The sequence below is a fragment of the Meiothermus taiwanensis WR-220 genome, from assembly GCF_003568585.1.
GTDB classification, from domain to species: Bacteria; Deinococcota; Deinococci; order Deinococcales; family Thermaceae; genus Meiothermus; species Meiothermus taiwanensis.
In genome coordinates, this window is sequence record NZ_CP021131.1 from 28943 (window position 1) to 54750 (window position 25808).

25 protein-coding genes are annotated in these 25808 nt (G+C 59.9%); 18 read left to right on the forward strand and 7 right to left on the reverse strand.

Annotation, left to right across the window (positions count from 1 at the left end):
- Positions 1–130 precede the first annotated feature (130 nt).
- Complete coding sequence (locus tag MTAI_RS15405; RefSeq protein WP_210210036.1) at positions 131–1144, forward strand: hypothetical protein; 1014 nt, start codon at positions 131–133, stop codon at positions 1142–1144.
- 126 nt (positions 1145–1270) lie between these two features.
- Here the strand turns inward: MTAI_RS15405 and MTAI_RS13980 are convergent, their stop codons facing one another.
- On the reverse strand, positions 1271–2053 hold the full coding sequence (locus MTAI_RS13980) for a CsgG/HfaB family protein (protein ID WP_063843431.1): 783 nt from the start codon (positions 2051–2053) through the stop codon (positions 1271–1273).
- A gap of 419 nt (positions 2054–2472) precedes the next feature.
- Between MTAI_RS13980 and MTAI_RS13985 the strand changes: the two genes are divergently transcribed.
- The 7 genes from MTAI_RS13985 to MTAI_RS15410 all read left to right on the forward strand — a co-directional run bounded on the left by MTAI_RS13985 (position 2473) and on the right by MTAI_RS15410 (position 8648).
- A complete protein-coding gene (locus MTAI_RS13985) occupies positions 2473–3477 on the forward strand; it encodes an ABC transporter substrate-binding protein (RefSeq protein WP_027888396.1) in 1005 nt (334 codons plus the stop codon).
- Positions 3478–3536: 59 nt separating this feature from the next.
- Complete coding sequence (locus MTAI_RS13990; RefSeq protein ID WP_027888397.1) at positions 3537–4376, forward strand: ABC transporter permease; 840 nt, start codon at positions 3537–3539, stop codon at positions 4374–4376.
- Positions 4373–5566, forward strand: a complete 1194-nt coding sequence (locus MTAI_RS13995) for a quaternary amine ABC transporter ATP-binding protein (RefSeq protein WP_027888398.1) — start codon at positions 4373–4375, stop codon at positions 5564–5566. Before MTAI_RS13990 ends, MTAI_RS13995 begins: the two co-directional genes overlap by 4 nt.
- Positions 5567–6094: 528 nt before the next feature.
- Complete coding sequence (locus MTAI_RS14000; RefSeq protein ID WP_036197228.1) at positions 6095–6511, forward strand: hypothetical protein; 417 nt, start codon at positions 6095–6097, stop codon at positions 6509–6511.
- Positions 6489–7457 carry a hypothetical protein gene (locus MTAI_RS14005; protein WP_043982488.1) on the forward strand — a complete coding sequence of 323 codons (969 nt, stop codon included), beginning with the start codon at positions 6489–6491 and terminating at the stop codon, positions 7455–7457. Before MTAI_RS14000 ends, MTAI_RS14005 begins: the two co-directional genes overlap by 23 nt.
- Positions 7423–8151 carry a hypothetical protein gene (locus MTAI_RS14010; RefSeq protein WP_027888399.1) on the forward strand — a complete coding sequence of 243 codons (729 nt, stop codon included), beginning with the start codon at positions 7423–7425 and terminating at the stop codon, positions 8149–8151. The genes MTAI_RS14005 and MTAI_RS14010 overlap by 35 nt, the downstream gene beginning before the upstream one ends.
- Complete coding sequence (locus MTAI_RS15410) at positions 8148–8648, forward strand: hypothetical protein (protein WP_036197232.1); 501 nt, start codon at positions 8148–8150, stop codon at positions 8646–8648. Before MTAI_RS14010 ends, MTAI_RS15410 begins: the two co-directional genes overlap by 4 nt.
- A 222-nt stretch (positions 8649–8870) precedes the next feature.
- Here the strand turns inward: MTAI_RS15410 and MTAI_RS14020 are convergent, their stop codons facing one another.
- On the reverse strand, positions 8871–9719 hold the full coding sequence (locus MTAI_RS14020) for a hypothetical protein (RefSeq protein ID WP_187388636.1): 849 nt from the start codon (positions 9717–9719) through the stop codon (positions 8871–8873).
- A gap of 218 nt (positions 9720–9937) precedes the next feature.
- Here MTAI_RS14020 and MTAI_RS14025 point away from each other — a divergent pair, with 218 nt between their 5' ends.
- Together MTAI_RS14025 and MTAI_RS14030 are read left to right on the forward strand one after the other, a co-directional pair.
- The gene (locus MTAI_RS14025; RefSeq protein ID WP_027888401.1) at positions 9938–10420 is read left to right on the forward strand and encodes a carboxymuconolactone decarboxylase family protein; all 483 of its coding nucleotides are present in this window, start codon (positions 9938–9940) and stop codon (positions 10418–10420) included.
- Entirely contained in the window at positions 10417–11163 is a 747-nt protein-coding gene (locus tag MTAI_RS14030; protein WP_027888402.1) for a GGDEF domain-containing protein, read from the forward strand. Before MTAI_RS14025 ends, MTAI_RS14030 begins: the two co-directional genes overlap by 4 nt.
- Positions 11164–11204: 41 nt before the next feature.
- On the opposite strand, the gene MTAI_RS14035 is transcribed toward MTAI_RS14030, so the two are convergent.
- From MTAI_RS14035 to MTAI_RS14045, 3 genes are all read right to left on the reverse strand, one after another.
- Positions 11205–11624: a helix-turn-helix domain-containing protein gene (locus MTAI_RS14035; RefSeq protein WP_027888403.1), complete on the reverse strand. Its 420-nt coding sequence runs from the start codon at positions 11622–11624 to the stop codon at positions 11205–11207.
- Positions 11625–11673: 49 nt separating this feature from the next.
- Positions 11674–12288 (reverse strand): PIN domain-containing protein, encoded by a 615-nt coding sequence (locus MTAI_RS14040; protein WP_027888404.1) that lies wholly within the window; start codon positions 12286–12288, stop codon positions 11674–11676.
- 76 nt (positions 12289–12364) lie between these two features.
- Complete coding sequence (locus MTAI_RS14045; protein WP_027888405.1) at positions 12365–13399, reverse strand: tyrosine-type recombinase/integrase; 1035 nt, start codon at positions 13397–13399, stop codon at positions 12365–12367.
- Between the two features lie 373 nt (positions 13400–13772).
- Here MTAI_RS14045 and MTAI_RS14050 point away from each other — a divergent pair, with 373 nt between their 5' ends.
- The 3 genes from MTAI_RS14050 to MTAI_RS14060 all read left to right on the forward strand — a co-directional run bounded on the left by MTAI_RS14050 (position 13773) and on the right by MTAI_RS14060 (position 15968).
- Complete coding sequence (locus MTAI_RS14050; RefSeq protein ID WP_027888406.1) at positions 13773–14582, forward strand: TIGR04255 family protein; 810 nt, start codon at positions 13773–13775, stop codon at positions 14580–14582.
- A 75-nt stretch (positions 14583–14657) separates the two neighbouring features.
- The gene (locus tag MTAI_RS14055) at positions 14658–15158 is read left to right on the forward strand and encodes a helix-turn-helix domain-containing protein (RefSeq protein WP_027888407.1); all 501 of its coding nucleotides are present in this window, start codon (positions 14658–14660) and stop codon (positions 15156–15158) included.
- 105 nt (positions 15159–15263) lie between these two features.
- Positions 15264–15968: a hypothetical protein gene (locus MTAI_RS14060; RefSeq protein WP_027888408.1), complete on the forward strand. Its 705-nt coding sequence runs from the start codon at positions 15264–15266 to the stop codon at positions 15966–15968.
- Between the two features lie 575 nt (positions 15969–16543).
- Here MTAI_RS14060 and MTAI_RS14065 read toward each other — a convergent pair.
- Together MTAI_RS14065 and MTAI_RS14070 are read right to left on the reverse strand one after the other, a co-directional pair.
- Complete coding sequence (locus MTAI_RS14065) at positions 16544–18259, reverse strand: hypothetical protein (RefSeq protein ID WP_027888409.1); 1716 nt, start codon at positions 18257–18259, stop codon at positions 16544–16546.
- Positions 18256–18633, reverse strand: coding sequence for a hypothetical protein (locus MTAI_RS14070; protein WP_036197235.1), 378 nt, complete (start codon positions 18631–18633; stop codon positions 18256–18258). Before MTAI_RS14070 ends, MTAI_RS14065 begins: the two co-directional genes overlap by 4 nt.
- A 248-nt stretch (positions 18634–18881) precedes the next feature.
- On the opposite strand from MTAI_RS14070, the gene MTAI_RS14075 reads away from it, so the two are divergent.
- The 5 genes from MTAI_RS14075 to darG are packed head-to-tail and all read left to right on the forward strand — an operon-like array spanning position 18882 to position 25807.
- Positions 18882–20906, forward strand: a complete 2025-nt coding sequence (locus tag MTAI_RS14075) for a type I restriction-modification system subunit M (protein WP_027888411.1) — start codon at positions 18882–18884, stop codon at positions 20904–20906.
- The gene (locus MTAI_RS14080; protein ID WP_027888412.1) at positions 20906–22705 is read left to right on the forward strand and encodes a GmrSD restriction endonuclease domain-containing protein; all 1800 of its coding nucleotides are present in this window, start codon (positions 20906–20908) and stop codon (positions 22703–22705) included. The genes MTAI_RS14075 and MTAI_RS14080 overlap by 1 nt, the downstream gene beginning before the upstream one ends.
- On the forward strand, positions 22702–24108 hold the full coding sequence (locus tag MTAI_RS14085) for a restriction endonuclease subunit S (RefSeq protein ID WP_081698409.1): 1407 nt from the start codon (positions 22702–22704) through the stop codon (positions 24106–24108). Before MTAI_RS14080 ends, MTAI_RS14085 begins: the two co-directional genes overlap by 4 nt.
- Before the next feature lie 5 nt (positions 24109–24113).
- Positions 24114–24752 (forward strand): type II toxin-antitoxin system toxin DNA ADP-ribosyl transferase DarT, encoded by a 639-nt coding sequence (gene darT / locus MTAI_RS14090; protein ID WP_241768739.1) that lies wholly within the window; start codon positions 24114–24116, stop codon positions 24750–24752.
- A 14-nt stretch (positions 24753–24766) separates the two neighbouring features.
- On the forward strand, positions 24767–25807 hold the full coding sequence (gene darG / locus MTAI_RS14095) for a type II toxin-antitoxin system antitoxin DNA ADP-ribosyl glycohydrolase DarG (protein ID WP_027888415.1): 1041 nt from the start codon (positions 24767–24769) through the stop codon (positions 25805–25807).
- Position 25808 lies beyond the last annotated feature (1 nt).

Sequence of the window (25808 nt, forward strand, 5' to 3'; positions counted from 1 at the left end):
GGGAGGCCGTTTTCAACGCAGATTGCGTTGTGTGAAAACAAACAAACCTCCCCTCTCAAGTCTGGCATGCCCGATAGAAGGATGCAAGCTGTACGGGAAAACCGGACAAGGCAATCTCAAGGTACGCAAAGTGTACAGCGCAGAAAAGATACGATACCTGCGTTGCAAGAGCTGCGGGCAGGAGTTCAGCGAAAGGAAGGGAACGGCCCTCTGGAACTGTAAACTGCCCGAATCCAAGGCCGTAGCGGTCGCAGAGCAACTGAGCGAGGGCAGCAGTCAGGCCGCCACCGCTCGCCTGCTCAAGGTGAGCCGGGAGAGCGTGCGTAGACTGGAACGCTGCCTGGGTTCGCATGGGCGGTTGTTTCATGACCAGCAGGTGCAGAGCCTGGTGTGCAGCAGCCTGCAGGCCGACGAGCGGCACGGGTACGCCGGGAGCAAGGATCGGCCCTGCTGGGAGGCGGAGCTGCTCGAACCCAAAAGCCGCCTGATCGTGGAGCGGGTGCAGGGCGAGCGCAACGAGGATCTGGCCCGCCGCCTTCTGCGCGGGGGGAAGGCCCGGCTGAGAGACTTCCAGGATCTGGCCTTCTTCAGCGATGGCTGGGAATGCTACGCCACCCTGTTCCCGCAAGTCTTCGGAACCCCCTACCAGCCCAAGCGGCGAGGGGCTCGCGGCAGGAGGCCGCGAGAGCGCTATCGCCTGACCCGCCGACAGGCCCATGTCCAGGTGCTCAAACGGCGTGAGGGCCGGCGGGTGGTGGAGGTCAGACTGCGCATGGCCCATGGCAGTCGCAAGCGCATTGACCTGGAGTTAGAGCGTCTGGGCTACACCACCCCTAACACCTCTGCCATTGAGCGGCTCAACGCCACGGCCCGGCGTATGGACGCCTTCTCCGTGCGCAAGACCCTGGCCTTTGCCCGCAGGCCTGAGTCCCGGGAGCACCGCGGTGACTGGCGGATGACGGTCTACAACTTTGCCCGCCCCCACCGCTCCCTCCGACTTCCCCTACCAGAGCCCATCGGCAGGCGGCGCTACCAGCCTTGTTCTCCGGCTATGGCAGCAGGTCTCACGGAACGCATTTGGACGATCCGAGAAATCCTTCTTCATCAGGTTTTCCCCAGGCCTGTCAGAGATAATCTCACCTAACTACCGACAGTTGCTTGGAGCCATTTATTTGAGGAGCTAGAAAATAGGACTGCCGGTTTTACATTTCTCTTGCGAGGAAAACCGGCAAATCTGCAACTGTTTTACCCCAGCTAGGCTGGGCCTGTACTATTGGATTGGTTTACCAGTGGCATCGTATTTCATATAGCTCTCGGGTATGCGCTCTATGATTGCCTGTGTTGCCGCTTCAATCATAATAGCAAGTGCTTTTGCCATAGGTGTGTTGTTGTATGTGCGCAAACCACCTACGAGCGTGCTAAGGCCGCCAGGCAAAAGTCCAGCACCTACCCCTGCGAAATTAGTGTCGGTGGCTTCCGCCTCTACAGGGAAGGCAGCAATAATCGCACCGGTACGGGTATCAACAATGCGCATATCCACGCGAATGTACGATTTCTTTTGCTGAACGAGCCCGCCAATGAATGGGATAGCTCCCAATCCGCTGCTTCCGGATGCATTGGGCTCAAAACCTGTGATAACGCCAGTGATAATCAGATCAGCTCCAGTGAATGAGTTTTGCTGGTTTGATAAGGCAGCCTCGTTGCGCAGCTGCGTAATGAGGCTTCGATCATAGACCACAAAGTGGTTGCTGCTTACCAGCGCCGTGTTAAGCAAGGTGGATACGTCGGCACCTATGCCAGTTGTGGCAACAGGGATGTTAATCCCAAAAAAATTGAGGGCTTGGGCCGCTCCACTAGAGATGGTTGCGCCGGAACCACATTGAGGGCTGTTGCATTCGAAGCTGGCTACTACGACCCGGGCCCTTGGTCCTTTATAGCTCGAGTAGTCGACTTTTTTGATTTCCTTGCCAGCGACGGACGTGGAAACCGAAGGAGCGCATCCTGCAAGCAGAAGCGCAAAAATAAGAACAACAACTCCTCCCATTCTCTTCATTTGGCTTTCACCTCTACCAAATTTAGTTGCTATGTTTCTAATAGCGTAAAATCTCCAGACAATTGATAGTGTTGTCTCAGAGATTGCTATTTAACATAGCTAGGCGGGAGTATATCACTTTAATTTTCTCATGTTGAGAATTTTGCAGACAAGAGGCTGTTACATATACCAAGTATATTTAGAGATATAAATTACATTATATTGATGAGGCCAATCGAGGAACATACGCCATATGTGCAAAATATGTGAGTTGCACCTAAAGAACTTAGGTTTTCTTTCATGCTCCCGCCGGCCCTGTAGAAAAAACCAATTTCCTCTCCTGGCTCGAGACAGCTCTCATGAGTAAAGATGAGCCACTGCAGTTTTGCCCCTCACAAGGTCGTCAAGCAAGCGCAATAGGGTTGCTTGCGGAGGTGGCAATGCGAGGAAAACTTGTCCTACTCAGCATCTTCATAGCCGTTGGCACTGCTTTCGGCCAGCGATGCGAGGTAAACCGGCCCATCGTCTTTGCTGACTATGATTGGGAAAGCGCTCGCGTGCATAACCGAATTGCACAGTTCATCCTGGAGAAAGGTTATGGGTGTAAGACAGATGCCCTGCCCGGCACTTCTATCCCGCTGCTCACTGGACTGGGCCGGGGGGATATCGATGTGTCCATGGAGATCTGGTACAACCTGACCCGCGACGCGATTGACCAGCTAGAAAAGGAAGGCAAGATACAGCGCCTTGGGGTAACCTTCCCCGATGCGGTGCAGGGCTGGTTCGTGCCCACTTATGTGATAAAAGGTGATGCTCAAAGGGGCATAAGGCCCATGGCGCCCGACTTGAAGTCCGTTCTCGACCTTCCCAAGTACAAGGCGCTTTTCCGTGACCCCGAGGAGCCCAGCAAAGGGCGTTTCTACAACGGGGTGCTGGGCTGGTTTGCGGAAAGGGTCAACACTAAAAAACTCAAAGCTTACGGCCTCGAGGCCCACTTCACCAACTTCCGTCCTGGTACCTCCGATGCCCTGGTGGCGGCCATCGCTTCAGCCTACGAACGGGGGCGTCCCATTGTCTTTTATTACTGGGGGCCTACCTGGGTTCTGGGTAAATACAACCTGACCATGCTGGAAGAGCCCCCCTACAATGCCGAGGTGTGGAATGCTCTTATAGAGCAGGACAGCCCCACCAAGGCCACCGCCTTCCCTATGGAAACGGTTTACAACGCGGTCAATACGCGCCTAGCCCGTGAGGCCCCTTCTGTGGCGGAATTCCTTAAGAAGTACCGCACTTCCAACGCTCTAACCAGCGAGCTGCTGGCCTACATGGAGGAAAACCGGGCCAGGGAGGAGGAGGTGGCCCGCCACTTCCTGAAAACCCATCCAGAGATCTGGACGGCCTGGGTGCCTGCCGAAGTGGCCGAACGGGTAAAACGGGCTCTCTAGCCTTATCAATGGGGGTGGGGAACCGAGGTTCCCCCTCCCTTTCTTTGGAGGTGTAAATCATGGATCTCGCAGAGGCCATCAACGCCTTTGTTCGCTGGTTGGTTCAAAACTACGGGGAGACCTTTGAGGCGATTTCTCAGGGCCTCTTGAGCTTCCTGCTGTTCTTCGAGGGATTATTACGGGGTCTTTCCTGGTTTTGGCTGGCTGGGCTGGTGTTGCTGGCAGGCTGGTGGTTGAGCCGCCGCCTGGTCTTTGCCCTGGGTATGGGGCTGGGGGTGTGGCTGATCGAGGCACTGGGCCTCTGGGACAAGGGGATGCAGACCCTGGCCCTGGTGCTGGCCGCAGTGGTGGTTTCGGTAATTATTGGCCTTCCGCTGGGCATCCTGATGGGTCGGAGCGACCGTTTTCGTGGGTTTATGCTGCCGATCCTGGATGCGATGCAGACCATGCCCAGCTTCGTCTACCTGATTCCCGCCCTGCTTCTTTTCGGCTTGGGGAAGGTTCCAGCCCTGATCGCCACGGTCATCTATGCGGTTCCTCCGATGATCCGGCTTACCGATCTGGGGCTGCGCATGGTGCAGCGGGAAGTTTTGGAGGCAGCCGATGCCTTCGGGGCTACTTCATGGCAGCGGCTGCTTAAGGTAGAGCTTCCTTTGGCCTTGCCCAACCTTCTAGCGGGGCTGAACCAGACCACCATGATGGCTTTGGCGATGGTGGTTATCGCCTCGATGATCGGGGCTCGCGGGCTCGGGGAAGAGGTTCTTCTGGGAATTCAGCGCCTGGACGTGGGCCGGGGCGCGGTGGCGGGGATAGCTATTGTGGCTCTGGCCATCGTGTTGGATCGGCTTATCCAGGCGGCCGGGCAACGGGCAGTTAGACGTTACCGGGAGGAGCGATGAGCTTTATACGTGTAGAAAACCTGTACAAGATCTTTGGCCCAAAGGCCACCCAGGCCCTGGAAGAGGTGCGGGGGGGCATTGATAAAGACACCCTTTTTCAAAAGACCCGCCACGTGCTGGGCCTGAATAAGATCAACCTGGAGGTCAGGCAGGGTGAATTTTTTGTGATTATGGGCCTTTCAGGGTCGGGCAAGTCCACTTTGCTACGGGTGCTCAACCGCCTGGTCGAGCCAACAGCCGGCCGGGTGTTGGTAGCCGATACTGAGGTAACCAACCTCCCACGCAAGGAGCTTCTAAGGTTCCGCCAGGATACCTTCGGTATGGTTTTCCAGCATTTCGCTCTACTTCCGCACTACAGCATCCTGCGAAACGTGACCTTCCCACTGGAGCTCAAAGGGGTTTCTCGTAAGGAACGGGAGGAGAAGGGCATGATCTGGCTGGAACGGGTGGGGCTTTCAGGCTACGAGAAGCACTACCCGGCGCAGTTGTCGGGGGGACAGAAGCAGCGGGTTGGCCTGGCGCGGGCCCTTTGCGCCAACCCTCCCGTCCTGCTCATGGACGAGGCCTTCAGCGCGCTTGACCCCCTGATCCGCAAGGAGATGCAGGATGAGCTTTTGCGACTGCAGCACGAACTTAAGAAGACCATCGTCTTTGTAACCCACGACCTCGACGAGGCTATGCGGCTGGGAGACCGTATCGCCATCATGCGGGATGGGGAGGTGGTGCAGGTGGGAACCTCGGAGGAGATTCTGGCCCGCCCCGCAGACGACTATGTGGCTGCTTTTTTGTCCGGCGTTAATCCCGCCAAGATCTACAAGGTGGAGGAGCTGGTGCAGGAGCCTGTAACCGTGGTGCTGGAGCGGGAAGGCCTGCGGGCAGCGTTGCGCAAGATGGGCCAGGCCGGTGCTGTGAATGCCTACGTGGTGAATCGCAGTGGATTTTTTCAGGGAATGGTGCGAGCAGAAAAACTGGCAGAGGCTCTCAAAACGGAAGGGGAAAAAAGCGGGCTGGAGGGCTTTTTGGAGCCTCTCCCGGGGCTTTCCCCTGGACAGACCCTGGAAGAGGCCCTGCCGCTGTTTAGCGAAACCGCTGTGCCTCTCCCTGTGCTGGATGGGCAGGGCCGGCTGCTCGGCGTGGTGACGCGGGGCCGGTTGATCGCGGCCATGGCGGGGCGTTACATACCTCAGTAGCGCAGATCCTCTGGACGGTCTCCCATCCTGGCGGCCCGGCCGCCCAAATGAGGAACTGCTCAGCCATTGGTTTGGACACGGCCTTGTGACAGGCAGCGGCCTGCCCGTCTGGCGCATCAATGAACCAAAAGCTCCCAGCGCCCCTTGCAGATTTCCTGGATCAGGAGGCTCCGGTAGCCCGCTTGAGCCCATCCCCCTGCTGCCGAGGTGACCCTGGCCTTGGGGTGACGGAAAAGCGGCTTTGCAGGGGCTGCCCTGGCCGCGGATCCGTTCCAGTGCCCTGGAAGCCTTACTCTCCGAGCGGGAGGTTGGGCGTTGAGGTTCTGGGATAGCTTCACTCTGGTACCCCTCCTGCTGGAGCTTTATCGGGACGACCCCAAGCTGCGGCTCTGGCGGGGCGCCGAGGTAGAAATTACCTCGGCTGGCTGAGAGTAGAGCGTCCGCTAAATAAAAGGATGCTGCAGCCGGCTGGCGTTCCGGTCAAAAATCACGGCTGGTTCTAATGGCCGGCTTAGAATCTAAAACCATATGTGGTTTTTTGCGGCACGCAAACCCCTCGAGGAAGCCGAGGTAGAGAGAAGGCTGATCCTCCTCAAAACCCAGGTAGAGGCCAGGCTGCACCGCCTTGAGGCCAGACTGCTTTCTCGGCGCCAGGCCCTGGAGCAGGCCCTGGGGGAGTTTCGGAAAAACCTGGCACACCTGGAGGTTTTGCACCAGGAAGAACGCTATCCCCAGGGGGTGCTCACCCCGGCCATTGAACGAGAACGGCTCCGGATCGCTCAGCTAGAGGCCGAGCTCAAGGCCCTGACCGAGCGCTTTGCCGCCCGGCGCGCCCGGCTCTACAGCGAGGCCCGGCGTAAAGGGGCCAGGCTGGGTGCGAAGGAAAGCCGGCTTAACGAACTCTGGTGCCTTGAGGTGAAGGATGAACCTGTGGCTCACTCTTAGAAACATTCGCGCCTACTGGATTGGCAAGCGGGAGGGCAAAAAACTTTCCCGCAAGCACGCTTCCCTGGCCTACCTCACCCCCAACCCCTTCCCCAACGAGCTAAAGGAGCGCTTTGCCCGCTCCATGGAGGCCAACAAGTATCGCTACGAACAGAAGAGGGAGCGCCTCGAGGTCAAGCTAGAGGGGATCCGCCACGAGCGCCAGGCCCTGGAGCGGGTGGTGGGGGCTATGGAACCCACCCCGGAAGCCTTCGCCCACATCAGGGCCTTGTTTGGGCATTGGATCCTTGTGTTGATAGTCTTCTTAGCAGAGATCTTTTACAACAAGCTGGCTATGGACGCCCTGGGCCTGACCCAACTCGAGGCCTGGGTGGTAGCCCTGGTGGCTACGCTGGCCATGTTCTGGATGGGGCATGAGGCGGGCAACCAGTACCGAAAGAATAAATGGGTGCTGACAGCGGTGGCACCTTTGGCTCTGTCCCTCCTCCTGGCGTGGGCCTTCGCCTTCCTGCGGGCCGCCTTCACCACCCAGCAGGTGCAGATCTTGCAGCTTACCCTCCCCACCCAGTACGCCCTGCCTTCGCTGGTCATCCTGGGCACTGCCCTGGTGGCTTTTACCTTTTTCCTAGGCTACAAGAGCCCCACGGAGCACGAGACCCTTCTGAAGCGGTATCTAGATCTCCTGCGTCGGGAACGACTGCTCAAACGCCGGTTGCAGGCCTTTCAGTTCCGCACCGAACGTCGGCTTGGCTTCCTCCATGCCCACTACCGGGAGGAGGTGGCGGCCTACTGGCGGGGCTTCGCCCGGGCCTGGCCCCAGTGGGATCCGGCGCCCGAGTTCGCAGGGTATGTGCCTCCCCTGGAGACCCCTCCGCTAAGACCTCTTAACCTGCTGGAAGACGAGGTGAACCGTGAAGGGCCTGCTGCTGTTCGGGCTGCTTCTTAACCTGCCCTTTTTTGGTAACAAGACGGAAAGTTACCAGATTCTAATTGCCCTGGGGTGCAGCGCTCCTCGCAGCGTCCAGAACTCCTATCGCGAGATGCTGGCCTACGAGGTTCTCCCCAACCTGCTTGGGGAGAAGCCCCTGGGTGTCCGGGTTCAGCTCATACTTGCAGCCATTACCGGCCGATCCTACACCGCCCCTGTGCGCGTTCTGGAGACCCCAGACCCCATGCAGTCCAACCGATTTACCATCGAAAAGCGCGTGCAGGAGCTTAAGAAAGAAACCCTGGTCGTTTTCGATCAGCTCCGCTCTCGAACCTCGGCGGAGTGTCGAAAAGGCACAGAGATCATTGGAGCCCTCAAGGCCGCTGGGGAACGGGCCCGAGGGCCAGGGCGGATTCTGGTTCTAGCCCATGGTTTTGAGCAATCGGAGCTTATGAACCTTTACGATTACAACCTCAAGCTCGAACGGCCCGAGGTGAGAGCCAACCTTATAGAAAGAGTTAGGAACAGGCTGGGCTTACCAAAGCTAAAAGACCAGGAGGTTTGCTTTGCAGGCCTCACGGCGGGGGATGACCGCAACGCCAACTCCCGGCTCACGGGAAGCATGCGGCTTTTTTGGGAAGAGCTTATAACAGCCTCTGGAGGCAAGCTGGTGGGCTATGGGGTGAGCCCCCGCACCTGTCCCTTTTTATGATCTGGCGGCGTACCGGTGATCCTTTGGGCGACTTTGTTCGCCTGATCCAGCTCTTGGAAGAGGCCCTCGAGCGAGCCGGGGCCCCAGTAGAGGGAACCTTGGGGCAGAAGCTTAACGCCGAGCCTGTGCAGGATTTCCTCAGAGGCCTGGGCGACCCCAGGGTGAAGGAAGGGCTCTTCCGGCTCAACGAGGTTCGTAACCAGGTTATTCACGACCGGAAGGAGGTGCCCGACTGGATTTTGAAGGAAGGCCCCACCTTGCTTGCCCGGCTCCTTTACCACCTTGAGCTCAAAGGCTTCTACGAGCGCAAGGAGGTGGAGCAGCGTTACGCTTTCCTCAAAGAGACCCCGCCCGCACCTACCCCACAACCCGAGGCGATAGAGCCAGCCCGGGCCCGCGCGCCCTTTGAAAGGGCAGCTGGAGCCCCCCGACCCCCCGTTCCCAGCCGGCGTTTCCAGCTGCGCGCCCTTTTTCTGCCGCGGCGCCCACTCCGCTAGGCTTGCCCTACCTCAAGGAGGCTCCCCAAGCTGTTCCGCAATTAAAGTCGTACCGGTTCGCTTGAATTCTTCACCCCTGACCGCACATGGCGTGAGCTGTCGGCCCTTCTCCCGGGCCATGCAGGCCGCCTCTACGCCCCAGCTTGCAGAAGGTAGCTGCAACGGTGCCTTGGCGATGGGCTGCCTGTCATTGACCACGCGCTCGAGGGGCCGTGCAGGGTACTAGCCAGCGCAACCTTCTTGTGCCACCTGCCGCCCCGTCTCGAGCGCCCGCACCCCATGCACAATGGCCTGCCGTGCGCTGTCGGAATCGGTGTAACCTGAGCGGAAGAAGTCCCAGGCGCACAGATAGAAGCCGGCGTAATCGGCAGCCAGTTGTTCCTGTCCAGCGGCCTCGAGCTGCCCTACCAAGTGGGTGCGGTTGTGCTCCCAGGCCTCCTCGAAGCTCCTACCCAGCAGCGAGAGCACCCGTGAGGCGGTGGGCCCCACCCGCCAGGTGAGCTGCCGCAAGCAGTGGAAAAGGTACTTGCCGGGCATATCGATGAAGTTGAGAGGAAAGGCTTTCAAATCCTCGGGTTTGGCGTGCTCGAGCAGACCCCAGCGGTCGGCCTCCCGCACGGCTTCGCGGTTGGTGAGGGGGTGTACTTCGGTATAGGGCTTACCAAAGAGCTGTTGTACGACTGCAGCAGGGGAGGGCGAGAAACGGGGGTCGCTCAAATACGGGTTGATGACCATGATCTGGGGGCGGGGCAGGTGCAGGGGTTGTGGGACGCGCTGAAAAAATCGGCGCTCCATCTCTGCCTGTATACCCAAAGCCAGCTCGATGTCGTTAAGAAGCTCCGGATCGCGAAGGACAAGCTGCACATCTATATCGGAAAGTTCGGGCACGTAGTCGAGCGGGCCGTCCCAGGGCTTAAGCGCCGAGCCCTTGGCATAGATGCCCACAAAGGCCTCCTCTCCTAGCTGGCCCAGCAGGGCCTCCAGCACCGCTTCCAGCATGGCGTCAACCTCCCGCCGTAGCTGGGCCCTGGAGGGGTAGCGATCGCTCCAATGGGGTAAGCTTAAGGGCATAGACCGCCCATCCTAGCAGGGTTTTGCCGCAGACTCAACCGAAATTCGCCCTGTCCGCTACGGCGGCCCTTTCTGGGCTGGCCCCATTCAGGTTGTGATCTGATAGAGATCTTTGCTTTGGAGGGTTGTTAAGGGCCTCGAGCAGGTTACGTTCATCGTGAACTTTGTGCACTCCCGTAATGGTCTAGACTCTCAGGTAGACATTGGAGGGGGTGTGTATGGAATACATCGACCAGGAGATCAGAGATGAGCTGGGCTTTGGTCTGGTGCCCAATGTCTTTGCCTATGCCCAGAGCGCTGAGCTGAAGACTGCTTTATGGAAGGCTTTCCGCCACGTGGTCCTGCGGGGGGTGCTGCCCCGCACAATAAAGGAGATGATGGGGGTAATCATCTCACGGGCCCGGGGCTCGAGCTACGCTGCCGAGGTGCACCTGCACGCCCTGATGGTGCAGGGCACCGAGACCGCTGTGCTGGAGGCGCTAAGGCGGGGAGAAGTCCCTGCGGGCCTGCCGGGTAAGGTGCAGGCTTTGCTGACCTTTGCCCATAAAGCGGCCACGGCCCCCGATCCAGGGCTGCTGGCAGACCTGCGCCGGGCTGGGCTGAGCGAGACTGAGGTGCAGGAGGCGGTGGCGGTGGTGGGGCTTTTCGCTCTGATCAACCACTGGACTGACCTGCTCGAGATACCCCTAGACTCCCTGTGAGCCTTGAGTCCCTTCTGCTGCGCTTGCTGCTATTGCACGAGGCAGTGGTAGGTTATAGCCGCCTGGATTTTACCAGTGTTCTGGAGCGCGCAAAGCATGCCGCGGAGTGGATTTTTGACGGTGGGAAGCTGGAGCTGGTACCCCCCGAGGCGGCGGTAGGCCTTCCACTGCGGGGTAGGGTGCCGGGGGGCTATGGGGCTTACTTCCCGGGCCCACCGGAACCGCTGTATCTGCACCTGGCGCACCCGAAGATAGACGATCCCACCGAGCTGCGCCTGGCGGCACTTTTTGTGGACTACCTGCTCGCGGCCCTCGAGGGGGCGGGTTACCGTGAGGAGCTCGAACGCCAGGCCCGCATCGACTGGCTCACCGGGCTGGGCAACCGGCACGCCCTTGAGCGGCGGCTGCGCCAGGGACTGAGCGAGGGATGGGGGCTGGCTTTGCTGGATCTGGACGGGCTCAAGCAGGTTAACGACACCCAGGGCCACCTGGCTGGAGACCGCCTGCTGCGGGGGCTGGCCGACTCCCTGCACCGCCACCACCTCGAGGCCTACCGCCTGGCGGGGGATGAGTTCGTGGTGGTGCTGAACCGGGGGGATCTACCACAGCTCCACCGCGCTCTGGCGGGCTTTGATGTGAGCTGTGGGGTGGCCTGGGCCGAAGAAGCGCAGGGCGAGGCCCTGCTGGCGCTGGCCGATGCACGGATGTACCAGCAGAAGCGCTCCAAGGGGAGGGGCCGGTGAGGGACGGGGATCTTTATCGAGACCGGCCTGCTGGTTGTGCCTCAGCCGTCAAGGCCGAGGGCCTGGCTTTCAGTAATGAGCTGATCCAGCAACTCACGCCCCTGCTTTTTGGAAGCTTCTAGGTAGCCAAGCACATCTTTGGCCTGAACCCGCCGGTGGGTTCCCACTTTGCGGTGGGGAATCTTACCTTCCTCCAGGAGGCGGATCAGATGAGGACGGGAAACTCCCAGAATCTCTGCGGCCTGCTGGGTGGAGAGCTCGGCCTCCAGGGGGAGGATGTGCACGGGTTCTCCACGGGCAAGGGGCTCTAAAAGCTGGCGCAAAATCTCCACAAGTTCAGGGGTAAGTTCCAGGGAATGCCCGTCCAGACGGAGGGTCTTGCCTGGGGATAGATTTTTCATAAATTTCCGCAACTCCTGTTCTTGTCCTTTGGATAGAACAGAGAAGGTCAAGGCGTTCATGGCTCTAGTCTAACATACAAACGAAATAAACGCAACAAACGCAATAAAGTTAAAGATGCTGCCGGTATGGATCTAGAATCCTCGCAAGCTCCCTTAAGCCTGCCTTTTTGAGGGAAGCGAGAAAAGCCTCCACATCTAACGGTGGGTTCTGGAGCCTAGAGCGTTGCCTTTTGAGAATTTCCAATAAGGCGGTAGGTACGAAGGACTTACGGATGCAGTTTCCAGCAAACTCACATAGGTAATCATCTGGATGAATAACCCGGAGATCCCAGGAGGCTAATACCTCTTCCGGGAAGTCTTTGTCGTTGAATGTAAGTATGGCTTCTGCTCCTCCCCGATAAGCTGCAGCTACCACGTGGCGATCGTTCCCGTCAGGAAGATTTATTTGCACGAGGATATCCTCGTAACCCTGCACCAGGGGTTCTTGAAACTCGAGCGCATCCAACATTATTTGTGGGACTGTTTTGATGCGCTCTACCTGCTCAGGTTTTAGTTTTGAGGAATTGTTTTTGAGGAAGTTTTGGATCCACTCTTCCTGTACTTGCTGGCTCCACTTGAGTCGAACCCATCCTTCTAGGGCCAAGGCCATGAAAAGATCCCGGGTCTGGGAGGGGTAAAGCACGCAAGCATCCAGAAAGAGATTTCGGGGGAGAGGGAGATCCATGGCTGTATTGTAGTAACTCGATCAAATAATAGTTTCACATGAGTAAGTTATCGTGAAAAAATACACATTTCAAACATTACTCCGCCTCGAGCCCCTCCACCCGCCGCTGCAACTCCTCCCGGTCCATCTTGGCGTAGATGGCGCTGGTGTTCACATCGGTATGGCCCAGCAGGGTGGCTACCGCGTAGAGGTCCCGCAGGCCCTGGTAGTAGCGGGTGCCGGCGGTGTGGCGGAGCAGGTGCACCCCGCGGTAGCGGGCCGGAAAGCCCAGCGCCCGGTAGTGCTCGGCAAAGCGGAGCTGCAGGTTCCGGGCGCTCATGCGCCGCCCATGGGCCTTGCGCCCGCCCATGTTGATCAGGAGGGCAGGCTCGCCTGCACGGGCGTGGAGCTGCCGCAGCTTCAACCAGGCCTCGAGTTCGCGTAGCAGGCTTTTGCTCAGGGGTACGCTGCGACCTTTGCCGCCCTTGCCCCGGCGCACCTCGAGCAGCCCCTCTGCAAAGAGCACATGCCCCACGTCCAGCGCCACCACCTCGGAAAGCCGCAGCCCGGCCTCGCCCATCAGCCGGGCGGCCAGGTGATCGCGCTTGGACACCTCGTCCTCACCGGAAAGATGGGCCAGCAGTTTTGCGTACAGCCGGGCCGGCAGGGCCGGGCGGCGCTCGTGGGCCGGGGTGGGGTCGGTGGGGGAGGGGGTGTCGGGTACGGCGGCCACCCCCGCCCAGCGCAGCGCCCGGTAAAAACTCCGCACGGCAGCCAGCCGGGCGGCCAGGCTGGCCGGGCGCAGGGGGCGGCGCCGTTCCGGGGGTACCAGCCGGCTGCCCTCGGTCTCGAGGGTGTGCAGCCAGATGTCCACCTCGTCCGAACCCACCGTCCAGAGCGGCATCCGGGGCCCGGCGGCTTCAGGCGGCCAAGCCCAGGCCAGAAACTCACGGATCCCGGTCTCGTAGGCGGCCAGCGTGTGAGAGCTGAGCCGGGCACGCCGACGGCCCTTGAGGGCCAGGTAGACGCGGTGGAGCTCGAGCAGCCTTTCTTCGTCGCGGGTTTGCAAGGCCTGGAGGGCGGTCACCCGACGCTTCTTAGGATCCTGCCAGTTGGCCAGGGGAGCCAGCATGCAGAAAGCTTACCAAATTTCGCATAATTTTACTTATGGGAAATACCCTCGTGTGCCTGAGTTCTACCTAAAACCCTTACACAAAATTCCTTACACGACCCCTACCCCCGTCCCTTATTTTCTACCGGGTGTCAGGTTCTTTTCCGAACTGGCGTAGAAAGACACCGTGCGGCCCTGAGCGCTGCCGGTTGCGGATCCCGGGATGCCCCGGGGCCCTTGGGTTTTTGGTAGGTGGGGTGGGTTGGTGGGGGGTGCCTCGAGGCTCCCTTGCCCAACCGTTGCTTCTGTGCGCCCCCAGGTGTTGGGCAAGGTTCTGACATTTCTCACATCCAAGGGTGTAAAGTGAAGTGTAAAGTGAGGGTCGGAGAGCCCCATGGGTGAGAGACTAAAAAACGCTCCGGTCTACTTCGTGATCGGCCAGGTCAGGTTCAACCCGGTTCCCGTGCCGATCCGGGATAACATCGAAAAGATCCAGGAGGGTTTCCGGCGGCTGGGCTATACCGACTACCGCCCGCAGACCCTGCAGCAGATGCAGATCGTCCTGGAAAACGGTCGGGTTACCGAGAGGCCCATAGGGCCGGTGGATATCTTTGAGTTTGCCAATGCCGAGCGCACCGAGCTGTTCCGCCTCGAGCCCGCCCAGCTTTCCCTGCAGACGGTGGACTACCAGACCTTCGCGGGATTCTCGCAGGCCCTGGCCGGGGGGCTCGAGGTGCTGGCCGGGAACCTTCCGCTTGACTTCATCGAGCGGGTGGGGCTGCGCTTCCTGGATGCGGTGATGCCACGGGAGGGGGAGGATGTGGCCGATTACCTGCACGAGCAGTTATTGGGCCTCTCGGCGCTGGCCGACAACCTTACTACCACCTTCAGCCTTTCCGAGACCCTGATGCGGCGGGGCAGCGACTCCATCCTGGCCCGGGTGGTCATCCAGGAAGGAAGGGTGGGTTTCCCGCCCGACCTTGAGGGCGTGGGGATGGAGATTGGGGCGCGCTTTCGCAACTTCAGCGGACGGCTTGCCATACTGGACAACGATGCCTTTTACACGGAGCGCATGCGATTTCATGGCGTCTCAACCATCCCGAGCGTCATGGAGACTTTCAAGCGGCTAAGGAATCTGATCGACGAGGTTTTCCAGAAGTCTGTCACCGAGAAGGCCTTTGAGGTGTGGAGGGGGGAGGACTAGACCATGCCGTTGTTACCTGTACCGCAACCGCCTGTCCTGGAAGAGAGGGTCTTACCGTCGCCCGGTACGATTCTGATGCACCTGGGGAAACAGATCAGCTCAACCGGATACATCCGCGAGTTGGCCTTGCTCACCCACCGCCCCCTGTCGCTCGAGGAGTCCGATCCCGCCGAGATCCCAGCCCGGGAGAAGCTCGAGTACATCGAGACCGCCCTGGGCCTGCGGGTGGTGCGGCTGGCCGAGCTCCTGGGCGTCTCACGCCAGGCCCTCTACGACTGGAAGGAGGGCAGGCGCATGAGCGAGGAGAACCACCGCAGGCTGGACGCGCTGTACAAAGCGGCCCGGCGCTTCAGGGAAGCCGGCCTGAGGCCCGACTACACCACCCTGCACCGCCGGATCGGGGGCGAGCTCGAGTTCCTCCAGGCCCTGGGGCAGGATCCCTTGAACGCGGTGGAAAAGCTGATTGCGGTGACCGAGCGGGGGGAGAAGCAGCGTGCGTGGTTGAAGCGGCTAGAGAACCGGCCCGAGCGGGGCTCCATAGATGACGAGCTGCCGCCCCACTACCCCGGGGAGTGATGGATGGCGGGGGAGTGGAGGCGCGACACGCCCTAGAGACAGGGGCACCTGCTCCCACCCGAGGCGCTGCCGCTGCTAGGTGTCTATGAGGAAGGCACCTTTGCCGTGGTGATCTCGCACGACTGCGACCTGGCCAACGACGACCTGGAGGAGGAGCCGAACGTGGAGGTGCTCCTGGGCAAGATGGGCGACCCCAGCGAGTCGGGCAACCTCCGCTGGGGCAAAAGCCCACGCCGCATCCACCTCGAATACACCGATCAAAATGGGAATAAGCTGCTGCTCGAGTTCCGCATCAACCAGAAGCGGACGGTGGCAAAGAGCGAGCTGTGCCGCTACGATCCCCAGGCATACCGCCTCACAGAGAATGAGCGGGATGCCTTCACACGGTGGCTGGCCAGCCGCTACCGCCGTTCCGCCTTCCCCGATGCCTTCAACGACGTTCTACGCCTCTCCAGGCTGGGGGAGAAGCTGGAAAGCCAGCTCAAGAAGCCCGAAGGGGAGGCGATCACGGCGGTGCTTTTTGACCTCGAGGAGAGGTCGAGCGCGGAGTTTCGCCTTTCCGTCTTGCTGCTGTACTCCGACGAGGATCTTTACGAGAAAGTTGAGGCAGTTGCCAAGAGCATCCGACAGCTCTTCGAAAAACATGGCCATGAGGTCTCGGCCGAAGGGGTCAGGGTGGAGCTCGAGGACTGCGTACCCATCTCGGAAGGTGTGCTTACTCTGAAGGATCTGAGGAAGCTGCGGAAGTGGGAGAAGGACTACATCAGCCTGCGGTCGAACCCACCCGGAAAAATGATGGGGGAGGTATGAACCTCCTGACTGTCGAACCCTCCCGACAAGCCCAGGAAGCCACCCGGCACCTTGCCCAACTTCTGGGAGTGCGTTAGTGCAGCAGTTGGGCAAGGTTTGCCGGGCCAGACCGGCAGGCGGCTCGAGGACGGGCTACCCACCCTGCCAGGGGCAGGACACACCCCTCAGGGCCCTCGAGGCGACCCTGCTCATCCCAGGCTAGGGGGCCTCCCTCTCGCGGGCAGCCTTAGCCCGTTGAGCTGGCGGATCCACCGCTCCTTCTCTGCCAGCAGCTTGATGATGACGGCCACGGTGGTGTACTGCTGGCTCAACGCCATGGCTTCATCGACGACCGCGGCGGCCAGATCCTCCGCCGATCCACCTTCCGGGAGACTGGCTTGGCCCCGCCCTGCTCTACCGTCTCGGCCTTTTCCTTGAAGCGCGAGGGGAAGGGCTTCAGCGCTTCGCGCACCTATTCCCAGCTTGTCACCCCGCGATAGCCGTGGATGCGCTGTATGGTCCGGGCCAGGCGGTCGCGTTCGGCATCCAGTTCAGGATGAGGGGTGGACATACTCGTTCGGGCCGTCTCGGTCTTTCTACTCGCTGCGCGATAACGCATCCTTCTGAAGCCTCGATTTAAGGAGCTCTATGCGGTATGTTTGCCGCTCCGCCTCAAGGCGCGGCCCCTCGCCTTCATAAGGGGTGGGCGCGGCCAGCGCTTCCAGGGCCGCTTCGATGGCCACCGGCCCAAGGCGGTAGGCCGCCCGGGGTGTTTTCTCATAGGGATCAAACTGCTCTTCCCACCGATGGGGCATGTTCCGCTCCTTCCCGTTGAGCGGCAAGGCTACATCCTTGAGCAAGGAGGCCACCTCAAAGGCCTGCTCCTCGCTGAGCTCGCGCCAGAGCTTGCGCCCCTTATATAGCCGCCAGCGGCCCGAGGAGTCAACCCGTACCCGCATCCCGCTCCAGGCCTCGAGGGTGTCGCGGGTGGGGAAGAGGTGGGTCTGGCCCAGGAGTCCCAGCACCGTGTGGCTTACCCGCTCAGGCTCCCGCTCATCCTCGGGCAGCACCTCGAGGGCGTAGGCTTGCAGCAGCCCCAGGGCGTGATACTGCACTGGGTCGGTGGGGTTGTCGTTGGGCGAGGGGAACAGGTGGCGGAGCACCCGGTACATCAGCCGCCGCTCGGGCTTGAGCTCGCTGAGGCCGTAGCGGCTCATGAAAGCGCCCAGCACCTGCTCGGGGGTGGGTTTGTTTTGGGGGTTTGCAGGATCGATCAGACCCAGGCGGAAGGCCAGGTGGAAGGAAAGACCGTAATAAAAGTCATGGCCATCAAAGCTATAGCCATCAAGGTCTTCCTTGAACATCTCGAGCGAGGCCTGGCGCATCCGCTCCCTGCCGAAGCGCTCTGCTAAACGAACCAACGCCTCCCAGGAGTACCCCCCGCCGAAATAGTGTCCCCTTTTGTACTCCCACTCCTGGATGTAATGCGATTCGTGCAGCTCATCCAGCCATCTCTCGTCTTCGGGGGTTTCGGCCAGTCTGTACAGAGCAAGCGTGTTCAGCATTACGACAGGGGGTATCTCCAGCGGCCAGCGCTGGAAGAAGGTCATGGGGTGCTCCAGGAAGCGGGCCTCCGGCTCCAGCCCCGCTACCTCAAACCCCCAGCCCGACAGCAGCTCGTCCAAGGCCCCCAGCAGCCGGTCGAAGAAAGTACCCTGGAAGGCTCGCAGCATCATGGCGTGGGCCTGTTCGTGGAAGTAGAAGCTCACCGGCCTGGCCCGCGGCTCGCGTACTTCCTCGACCCGGTCGCTCAGCCAGAGCAACCCTCTCTCCCCCTGTTTTGCAGATGATCTCTGGGCAGTAAGTTTGAAATCAGCGAGAATTTGATCAGTGGTTTCGATTAAGATGCCTATCAGGGGATTCAAGGGCGCTTTCACGCTGCGGGGACGATCCCACAGGGGGCGGCTGGTCTGCCGCAGCAGGAAAAGGGCCAGGACATGCGAGGCCGCCGGATTCTCCCGGTGCCAGGGCAGCCTCTTCTCCACCTGCTCCCAGGCCTGCCGGTAGGTTGCCATGGCCTGCTCCTCCCCCTGACGGTACCAGCGGTCAATCGCATTAAAGTAATGCCTCCAGATTGGTTCCGAGGAGGGATCCTTGTACTCCCCCCCTTCCATCAGAGCCGCATAGGCCCGCTCCTCAATCCAGGTGAAGAAACCCGAGAGGCTGCCGTGCCCATCAAGGGCCTTCTCCAGGCGGCGGGCCACCCGGTTAACCTGCAGCTCGTTGAGATAGAGGCTGGTGGGTTTTTTCATCGCACACCCCCCTGGCGGCTGCGGGCGGGCGCACGGTGGGGAAGCTGCCGGCGGCGGGCCGAACGCTGCAGGGGCCGCCCCGGAGGGGCGGCCTTCTCATAGGGATAGCAGGTGAGGATGGTCCGGCTCTCCAGATCCACCACCAGCACCAGGGAGCCATCGCGCAGCTTGAGCACGCGCTCGCCGGCCGAGAAGGAATGGGCCAGCGGGGAAAGGGGCCGGGCCCGCCGGGCGCGGCGCTCGAGGACCTCGCCGGCTTTGCACGGGCTGGCGCCTGGGTTGAAGCGCTCGACGAAGCGCTCTTTGGCATGGGTGGAAACAAAGAACTGGCGGCTGCGGAGGGAGGAGGGGAAGGGTCTCGAGGGCTTTTTCATGTTTTGCATATTAGGTATAACCTAGTTAGTTTGTCAATAGGAACTATAGACTAGCGACTATGCTAAGTGCGGCTCTGCCTTCCTGGATGCTCCAGTCACCCGAGCTTCCGCTTCGGGTCGCCTGGTACGGCACCTTCCATGACCAACTCAGCCCGCTGCCTGGTCGTCAGCAGGGTTCCGGCCTTATGGCGACGACTGCGTAAATCTTGACACGACCGTTAAAGTAAGCAAGGGGAGAAAAGTTTGACATGGAAAACGGCCAACTCACATGGATCACCAATTTCATCTGGAGCATTGCCGATGATGTGCTGCGCGACCTCTACGTGCGCGGCAAGTACCGCGATGTCATCCTGCCCATGACGGTCATCCGTCGGCTGGATGCGGTGCTCGAGCCCACCAAGCAGGAGGTGCTCGAGATGAAGGCCAAACTCGACAAGGCAGGCATTACGAACCAGGATTCCGTCCTGCGGCAGGCCGCCGGACAGGCGTTTTACAACACCTCGCCGTTTACCCTGCGCGACCTCAAGGCACGCTCGAGCCGGCAACAGCTGGAGGCGGATTTCCGTGCCTACCTCGATGGCTTCTCGCCCAACGTGCAGGAGATCATCGACAACTTCGAGTTCCGCAACCAGATTTCGCGTCTGGCCAGAGCCGACGCCCTGGGCGCGCTCATCGAGAAGTTCCTCGACCCGTCCATCAACCTGAGTCCTGATCCAGTGCTCAACGACGACGGTACCGTCCGGCTGCCGGGCCTCGACAACCATGCCATGGGCACCATCTTCGAGGAGCTGGTGCGCCGTTTTAACGAGGAAAACAACGAAGAAGCTGGCGAGCACTGGACCCCGCGCGATGCCGTCCGGCTCATGGCCCGCCTGATCTTCGAGCCGATTGCCGACCGGATCACCGACGGCACCTACCTGCTCTACGACGGCGCCTGTGGCACCGGCGGGATGCTCACGGTGGCCGAGGAAACCCTCCTGCATCTGGCCAAAGAGCGGGGCAAACAGGTCTCGGTGCATCTTTTCGGGCAGGAGATCAACGCCGAAACCTACGCCATCTGCAAGGCCGACCTGCTGCTCAAGGGCGAGGGCGAGGCCGCCGACAACATCGTGGGCGGCCCCGAACATTCCACCCTCTCCAACGACGCTTTCCCCGGCCGCACCTTCGACTTCATGCTCTCCAATCCGCCCTACGGGAAGAGCTGGAGAAGCGACCTGGAGCGCATGGGCGGTAGGTCTGGCATCAAGGATCCGCGCTTTGTTGTGCAGCACCGGGGCGAGGAGCTGTCGCTGATCACCCGCTCCAGCGACGGGCAGATGTTGTTTTTGGCGAATATGCTCTCCAAGATGAAGCACGACACCCCACTCGGCAGCCGCATCGCCGAGGTGCACAACGGCTCGTCGCTGTTTACGGGGGATGCCGGCCAGGGGGAGAGCAACATCCGCCGCTGGATCATCGAGAACGACTGGCTCGAGGCCATCGTGGCCCTGCCGCTCAACATGTTCTACAACACCGGTATTGCCACCTACATCTGGGTGCTCACGAACCGCAAGCCCGAGCACCGCAAAGGCCGCGTGCAACTCATCGATGCCACGCAGTGGTATAAGCCCCTGCGCAAGAACCTGGGCAAGAAAAACTGTGAACTTTCCGAAGAAGATATCCGCCGCATTGTCGATACCTTCATCAAATTCGAGGAGACCGAGCAGTCCAAGATCTTCCCCAATGCCGCGTTCGGCTACTGGAAGGTGACGGTCGAGCGCCCCCTGCGCCTGAAGGGCATCGATCCCGAGCGCACCTACACCCCCAAGGAGATCAAGTCGCTTCTGGAAAAGGCCGAGCGTGCCGACGATGCGCCACCAGTCATCAAGAAGATTCACCAACCCGGCACCGCCCCCGATCCGCTGCGCGGCCTGTTCGAGGCCACCATTCAGGGCAAGACGCGCGTGGTGGAGTACGAGCCGGACACAGAACTGCGGGACACCGAGCAGATCCCCTTCCTCGAGTGCGCCGCCTGCCATGCGCCCGGCTACCTGCCGAGCAAAGAGGACGAGCGCACAGCCATCGAGGCCTTCTTGCACCGCGAAGTGCTACCCTACGCGCCAGATGCCTGGTACGATCCAGAAAGCATCAAGGTGGGCTACGAGATCAACTTCAACCGCTATTTCTACAAGCCCAAGGCCCTGCGGCCGCTAGAGGAAATCCGCGCCGATCTTTTGGCGGTGGAGAGGGAGGCCGAGGGGTTGTTGGCGGAGATTTTGGGAGGGCGCGGCTAATGGCGACGCAGCGGTATTCTGTCACCCCGCACCCTATTGAAACCTTGTTGGCCTGGGTGAAATCAGGCGAGATCGCCATCCCGGAGATTCAGCGTCCTTTCGTGTGGGACTCGACCAAGGTGCGTAATTTCATTGATTCGCTCTACCAGGGTTACCCGGTGGGCTACCTAATTGCCTGGCGCAATCCCAACGTCAAACTCAAGGACGGTACCACCTCAGCGGGAAAGCGCATCCTCATCGATGGTCAGCAGCGAGTAACAGCGCTGATGGCGGCCGTGCTTGGTCATGAAGTGCTGGCGAAAGACTATGAGACGGTGCGTATCCGCATCGCCTTCCACCCTGTCGAGGAGCGCTTTGAGGTTCACAACCCCGCTATCGCAAAGGATAGGGCATGGATTGCCGACATCAGCCGCCTATTCGTACCCGATGCTTACCTTGGTGATTTTGTCGATGATTATATTACGCGTAATCCCGAGGCCGACCGAAAGCAAGTTGGCCGAGTACTCGAACGTCTAAAGAAAATTGTCAATAACCATATCGGCTTGATCGAACTTGCAGAGGATCTCGACATCGAGACCGTAACCGAGATCTTCATTCGTGTGAACTCTGCCGGCGTCGAACTCTCCCAGGCAGACTTCGCCATGTCCAAGATCGCGGTTAACGAAAAGTACGGCGGCAATCTACTACGCAAAGCAATTGACTATTTCTGCCACCTCGCGGTCGCTCCGGAGTTCGCATCGAAGATCGAAAAGAATGATCCCCTCTTCGTTGCCAGCGAATTCTGGCCGAAGATGAAGTGGCTTAAGGATGTCAACGACGACCTCTACGACCCCACATACACCGATGTGCTGCGCGTGGCCTTTACCTTTCAGTTTGGCAGAGGTAAGCTGCAGGATTTGGTGGCACTACTCTCGGGACGCAATTTCGAAACCCGCGAGTACGAGGAATCCATCGCCGAGGAATCCTTTGCGAAATTGAAGGCCGGTATCGAGGCCTTCATGAACAAGACCCACTTCGAGCGCTTGACCATGATCCTGCGCTCGGCGGGCTTTGTGACTTCTGACTTAATCACGAGCCGGAATGCGGTCAATTTTGCCTACATCCTCTACCTGCGGGGACGGGCCGAGGGCCTGCCCGCTGACGAGCTGGAGCGGCTGGTGCGGCGCTGGTACGTGATGTCCATCCTCACCGGACGTTATACCGGTAGTCCCGAGTCCGCCTTTGATCAGGACATACGCCAAATGGCAAGCCGAGGCATTAAGCAGTACGTCGCAGCGGTCATCGAAAGCGAGTTGCCCGAGAGTTTCTGGACAGGGGTGCTGCCCCAGCACATGGATACATCTTCGTTGCAAAGTCCGTACTTCATCGCCTATCTGGCCGCCCAGGCGCGCCTTGGCGACAGGGGTTTCCTCTCTAGGGACATCACCGTCCGGGATCTCCTGCTCAACCGTGGCGACAAGCATCACATTTTCCCGCGCCGGTACCTACAACAGCAGGGGCTGAACCGAGGCCGCTACAACCAGATCGCCAACTTCGTTATGGCACAAAGCGAAATCAACATCGCCATCGGCGACAAGCCGCCGCAGGTCTACTTTAAGGAGATTGCCGAACAGGTGAACGGCGGCCCCAAGCGCTACGGCGGCATCACCGACCCGGATACCCTGCGGCAAAACTTCGAGGAGAACTGCCTGCCGATAAGCCTCATGGATGGCCAGGTGCCGGACTACGAAACATTCCTGGCTGAGCGGCGACGGCTCATGGCCCTGCGCATCAAACGCTGGTTCGAGGTGCTCGGATGATCGAAGGACTTAAACCCTATCCCGCTTACAAAGACTCCGGCGTGGAGTGGCTGGGAAAGGTGCCGGCACACTGGGAAGTTCGGCGTTTGAAGAGGATTTGTCGACTTGCGTACGGAGACGCACTCGCTACGAACGTACGACAAGATGGGCCGGTGCCTGTCTATGGTTCCAACGGACGTGTGGGGACTCACTCCATAGCCAACACGAAGGCACCCTGCATTGTAATTGGCAGAAAGGGATCGTTCGGTAAAGTCAATCTGTCTTGTGAGCCTGTGTTCGCAATTGACACTACCTTCTTTGTAGATTCACGTTTCACGACGGAAGAGATTCACTGGCTTTACTATTTACTTGAGTGGCTACGGCTTGATGAGTTATCAAAGGACTCTGCTGTACCGGGCCTTGACCGAGAAGATGCATACAAGAGGATTGCCGCAGTTCCGCCTCTCCCCGAACAAACCGCCATCGTGCGGTTTCTGGACTGGGCGGAGCGGCGGATTCTGCGGGTGATCAGGGCGCGGCAGCGGCAGATTAAGCTGCTGGAGGAGTACAAGCAGGCCCTTATCCACCAGGCCGTTACCGGCAAGATCGACATCCGCACCGGCCAACCCTATCCGGCCTACAAGCCCTCCGGTGTGGAGTGGCTGTGCGAGGTGCCGGCGCATTGGGAGATTTTGCCCTTGAAGTGGCTTGCGAAGTGCTACCGGAACGGAGCGACCCCTCCAACAACCAAGAACTTTTATTACATGGGAGGAACTATTCCGTGGTATAGCCCTTCGAGTTTTGACTCGGGCGAGATAGTTTCTGCTCCTATTCGTTTCGTTTCAAATGCTGCCATTGAAGACGGTGTGGCTAGACTAATCCATGGTCCTGCATTGTTAGTTATCGTTATTGGCGCAACTGCAGGACGAATGACCCTGATGGAACAAGATGGGACGACAAATCAACAAATTACAGCTTTTGAACTTCCTTATGATTGGAAGACGTGTGTATTTCTTCTGAGACAACTGCGGTTTAGTGAATCATGGCTCCGCGAAAACGCTTCAACTGCGACAATTCCGATTCTTAATACGAATATCGTGACCCATTTACCGTGTTTATTGCCCCCGCCTAAAGAAAGGTGTGCTATCGTCGAATACCTCGACGCCCAAACCGCCAAGATCGACGCTGTCATCGCTGCCGCCCGCCGCGAAATTGAACTGCTGCGCGAATACCGCGAGCGCCTCATCGCTGATGTGGTCACCGGCAAGGTGGATGTGCGCGAGATAGCGGCACGGTTGCCGGAGGAGCCGCTCGAGGAGGGGGCAGAGCTTGCTGCCCTGGACGAGGCGGAGACGTTGGCCGGTGGTGGTGAGGATGAAGAGAATTTGGGTCTCGGTGCGGTTGAAGAGGAGGTGGAGGCTTGAACCTGGTGCCCGCTCAGCCACGGATTTACCACATCACCCATGTGGACAACCTGCCATCCATTATCCAAGCGGGTGGCTTGTGGTCCGATGCGAAAATGATGGGGCAAGGCGGGCCAGCGGCATCCATCGGTTTTAACCACATCAAGCAGCGCAGACTAAGGCTGCCGGTAAAGTGTCACCCGGGCGATTACGTCGGCGACTATGTGCCGTTCTATTTTTGTCCGCGTTCGATCATGCTGTACGTGATCCACTGCGGCAACCAACCAGAACTCACATATCGAGAGGGGCAGGAGCCAATCGTGCATCTCGAGGCCGATCTGCGAGAGGTTGTAAGCTGGGCTGACTCGCAGGGCCGACGCTGGGCCTTCAGCCTCTCCAATGCTGGGGCGGCCTACACGGAATTTCGCAACCGGCTGGATCATCTCGATGAAATCAACTGGGAGGCGGTCGCAGCAACAGACTTTCGCGACCCGGTGGTCAAGGATAGCAAGCAGGCCGAGTTCCTGGTGCACGAGTTTTTTCCATGGTGGCTGGTGCGGCGTGTCGGGGTGCGTTCGCAGAAGATATACTACCGTGCGTCACAGGCGTTGGCGTCCGCACAGCACAGGCCGCTTCTTGAAGTCATCCCGAGTTGGTACTATTGAGAGGGGGAGGCTTTATGATCCGCTACGTGCGGGGCGATATTCTCGGGGCTGAGGCCGAGGCCATCGTCAACACCGTCAACTGCGTGGGCGTGATGGGCCGCGGCATCGCGCTGCGGTTCAAGGAGGCGTTCCCAGACAATTACAAGGCCTATGCTGCCGCCTGCCGCCGTGGCGAGGTTCAGCCCGGCCGCATGTTTGTGTTCGACACAGGCCGCCTCACCACGCCTCGGTACATCATCAACTTTCCCACCAAGCGGCACTGGCGGGGTAAAAGCCGCATTGAGGACATCGAGGCTGGGCTGGCCGCTCTGGTAGAGGAGATTCGTTCCCGCCGCATCCGCTCCATCGCCATCCCGCCTCTGGGCAGCGGGCTGGGCGGGCTCAACTGGGCTGAGGTGCGACCGCGCATCGAGAACGCCTTGGCGGACTTGCCGGAGGTGGAGGTGACTATCTTTGAGCCATGGGATTCGCTGGGCGACGGCCGCGCCAACCGATCCACCCCTGTTCCCAAGATGACAGCGGGCCGCGCCGCACTGGTGGGCCTGATGAACCGGTATCTCGCCGCGCTCCTCGATCCGACCATCACCTTGCTCGAGGTGCACAAGCTGATGTACCTCCTACAGGCAGCGGGCGAGCCGCTGCGCTTGCGCTACGTGAAGGCCCCCTATGGACCCTATGCGGAGAATTTGCGCCACGTGCTGCGGACGATAGAGGGTCACCTGATCGCGGGCTACGCCGACGGGAGGGACTCTCCAAACAAACCGTTGCGCCTGGTTCCCGGCGCGGTGCGCGATGCCGAAAGCTTCCTGATGTCCCATCCGGCCACGCAGGAACGCCTTGAGCGGGTTGTTCAGTTGGTTGAAGGGTTTGAGACACCACTGGGGCTGGAACTGCTCACTACGGTGCATTGGGTGATCGTGAAGGAAGGTGCCCGCGAGCTGAAGGACGTTGTGAAACAGGTACAGGTCTGGAACCAGCGCAAGAGGCAGTTCACCCCGGCTCAGATCGAACTTGCTGCTCAGCGGTTGCACGAACAGGGATGGATTGACGGGTGAT

What these genes read in the sequence shown, in the direction of transcription:
- MTAI_RS14045 (WP_027888405.1), bottom strand. Translation starts at nt 13,399, where the DNA reads ATGCTGGCTCCCCTGGCCAACTGGCAGGATCCTAAGAAGCGTCGGGTG.
- MTAI_RS14040 (WP_027888404.1), bottom strand. Translation starts at nt 12,288, where the DNA reads ATGGATCTCCCTCTCCCCCGAAATCTCTTTCTGGATGCTTGCGTGCTT.
- MTAI_RS13990 (WP_027888397.1), top strand. Translation starts at nt 3,537, where the DNA reads ATGGATCTCGCAGAGGCCATCAACGCCTTTGTTCGCTGGTTGGTTCAA.
- MTAI_RS14025 (WP_027888401.1), top strand. Translation starts at nt 9,938, where the DNA reads ATGGAATACATCGACCAGGAGATCAGAGATGAGCTGGGCTTTGGTCTG.
- MTAI_RS14070 (WP_036197235.1), bottom strand. Translation starts at nt 18,633, where the DNA reads ATGAAAAAGCCCTCGAGACCCTTCCCCTCCTCCCTCCGCAGCCGCCAG.
- MTAI_RS14065 (WP_027888409.1), bottom strand. Translation starts at nt 18,259, where the DNA reads ATGAAAAAACCCACCAGCCTCTATCTCAACGAGCTGCAGGTTAACCGG.
- MTAI_RS13980 (WP_063843431.1), bottom strand. Translation starts at nt 2,053, where the DNA reads ATGAAGAGAATGGGAGGAGTTGTTGTTCTTATTTTTGCGCTTCTGCTT.
- MTAI_RS14005 (WP_043982488.1), top strand. Translation starts at nt 6,489, where the DNA reads ATGAACCTGTGGCTCACTCTTAGAAACATTCGCGCCTACTGGATTGGC.
- MTAI_RS13985 (WP_027888396.1), top strand. Translation starts at nt 2,473, where the DNA reads ATGCGAGGAAAACTTGTCCTACTCAGCATCTTCATAGCCGTTGGCACT.
- MTAI_RS15410 (WP_036197232.1), top strand. Translation starts at nt 8,148, where the DNA reads ATGATCTGGCGGCGTACCGGTGATCCTTTGGGCGACTTTGTTCGCCTG.
- MTAI_RS14055 (WP_027888407.1), top strand. Translation starts at nt 14,658, where the DNA reads ATGCACCTGGGGAAACAGATCAGCTCAACCGGATACATCCGCGAGTTG.
- MTAI_RS14075 (WP_027888411.1), top strand. Translation starts at nt 18,882, where the DNA reads ATGGAAAACGGCCAACTCACATGGATCACCAATTTCATCTGGAGCATT.
- MTAI_RS13995 (WP_027888398.1), top strand. Translation starts at nt 4,373, where the DNA reads ATGAGCTTTATACGTGTAGAAAACCTGTACAAGATCTTTGGCCCAAAG.
- MTAI_RS14085 (WP_081698409.1), top strand. Translation starts at nt 22,702, where the DNA reads ATGATCGAAGGACTTAAACCCTATCCCGCTTACAAAGACTCCGGCGTG.
- MTAI_RS14080 (WP_027888412.1), top strand. Translation starts at nt 20,906, where the DNA reads ATGGCGACGCAGCGGTATTCTGTCACCCCGCACCCTATTGAAACCTTG.
- MTAI_RS14035 (WP_027888403.1), bottom strand. Translation starts at nt 11,624, where the DNA reads ATGAACGCCTTGACCTTCTCTGTTCTATCCAAAGGACAAGAACAGGAG.
- MTAI_RS14000 (WP_036197228.1), top strand. Translation starts at nt 6,095, where the DNA reads ATGTGGTTTTTTGCGGCACGCAAACCCCTCGAGGAAGCCGAGGTAGAG.
- MTAI_RS14050 (WP_027888406.1), top strand. Translation starts at nt 13,773, where the DNA reads ATGGGTGAGAGACTAAAAAACGCTCCGGTCTACTTCGTGATCGGCCAG.
- MTAI_RS14020 (WP_187388636.1), bottom strand. Translation starts at nt 9,719, where the DNA reads ATGCCCTTAAGCTTACCCCATTGGAGCGATCGCTACCCCTCCAGGGCC.
- darG (WP_027888415.1), top strand. Translation starts at nt 24,767, where the DNA reads ATGATCCGCTACGTGCGGGGCGATATTCTCGGGGCTGAGGCCGAGGCC.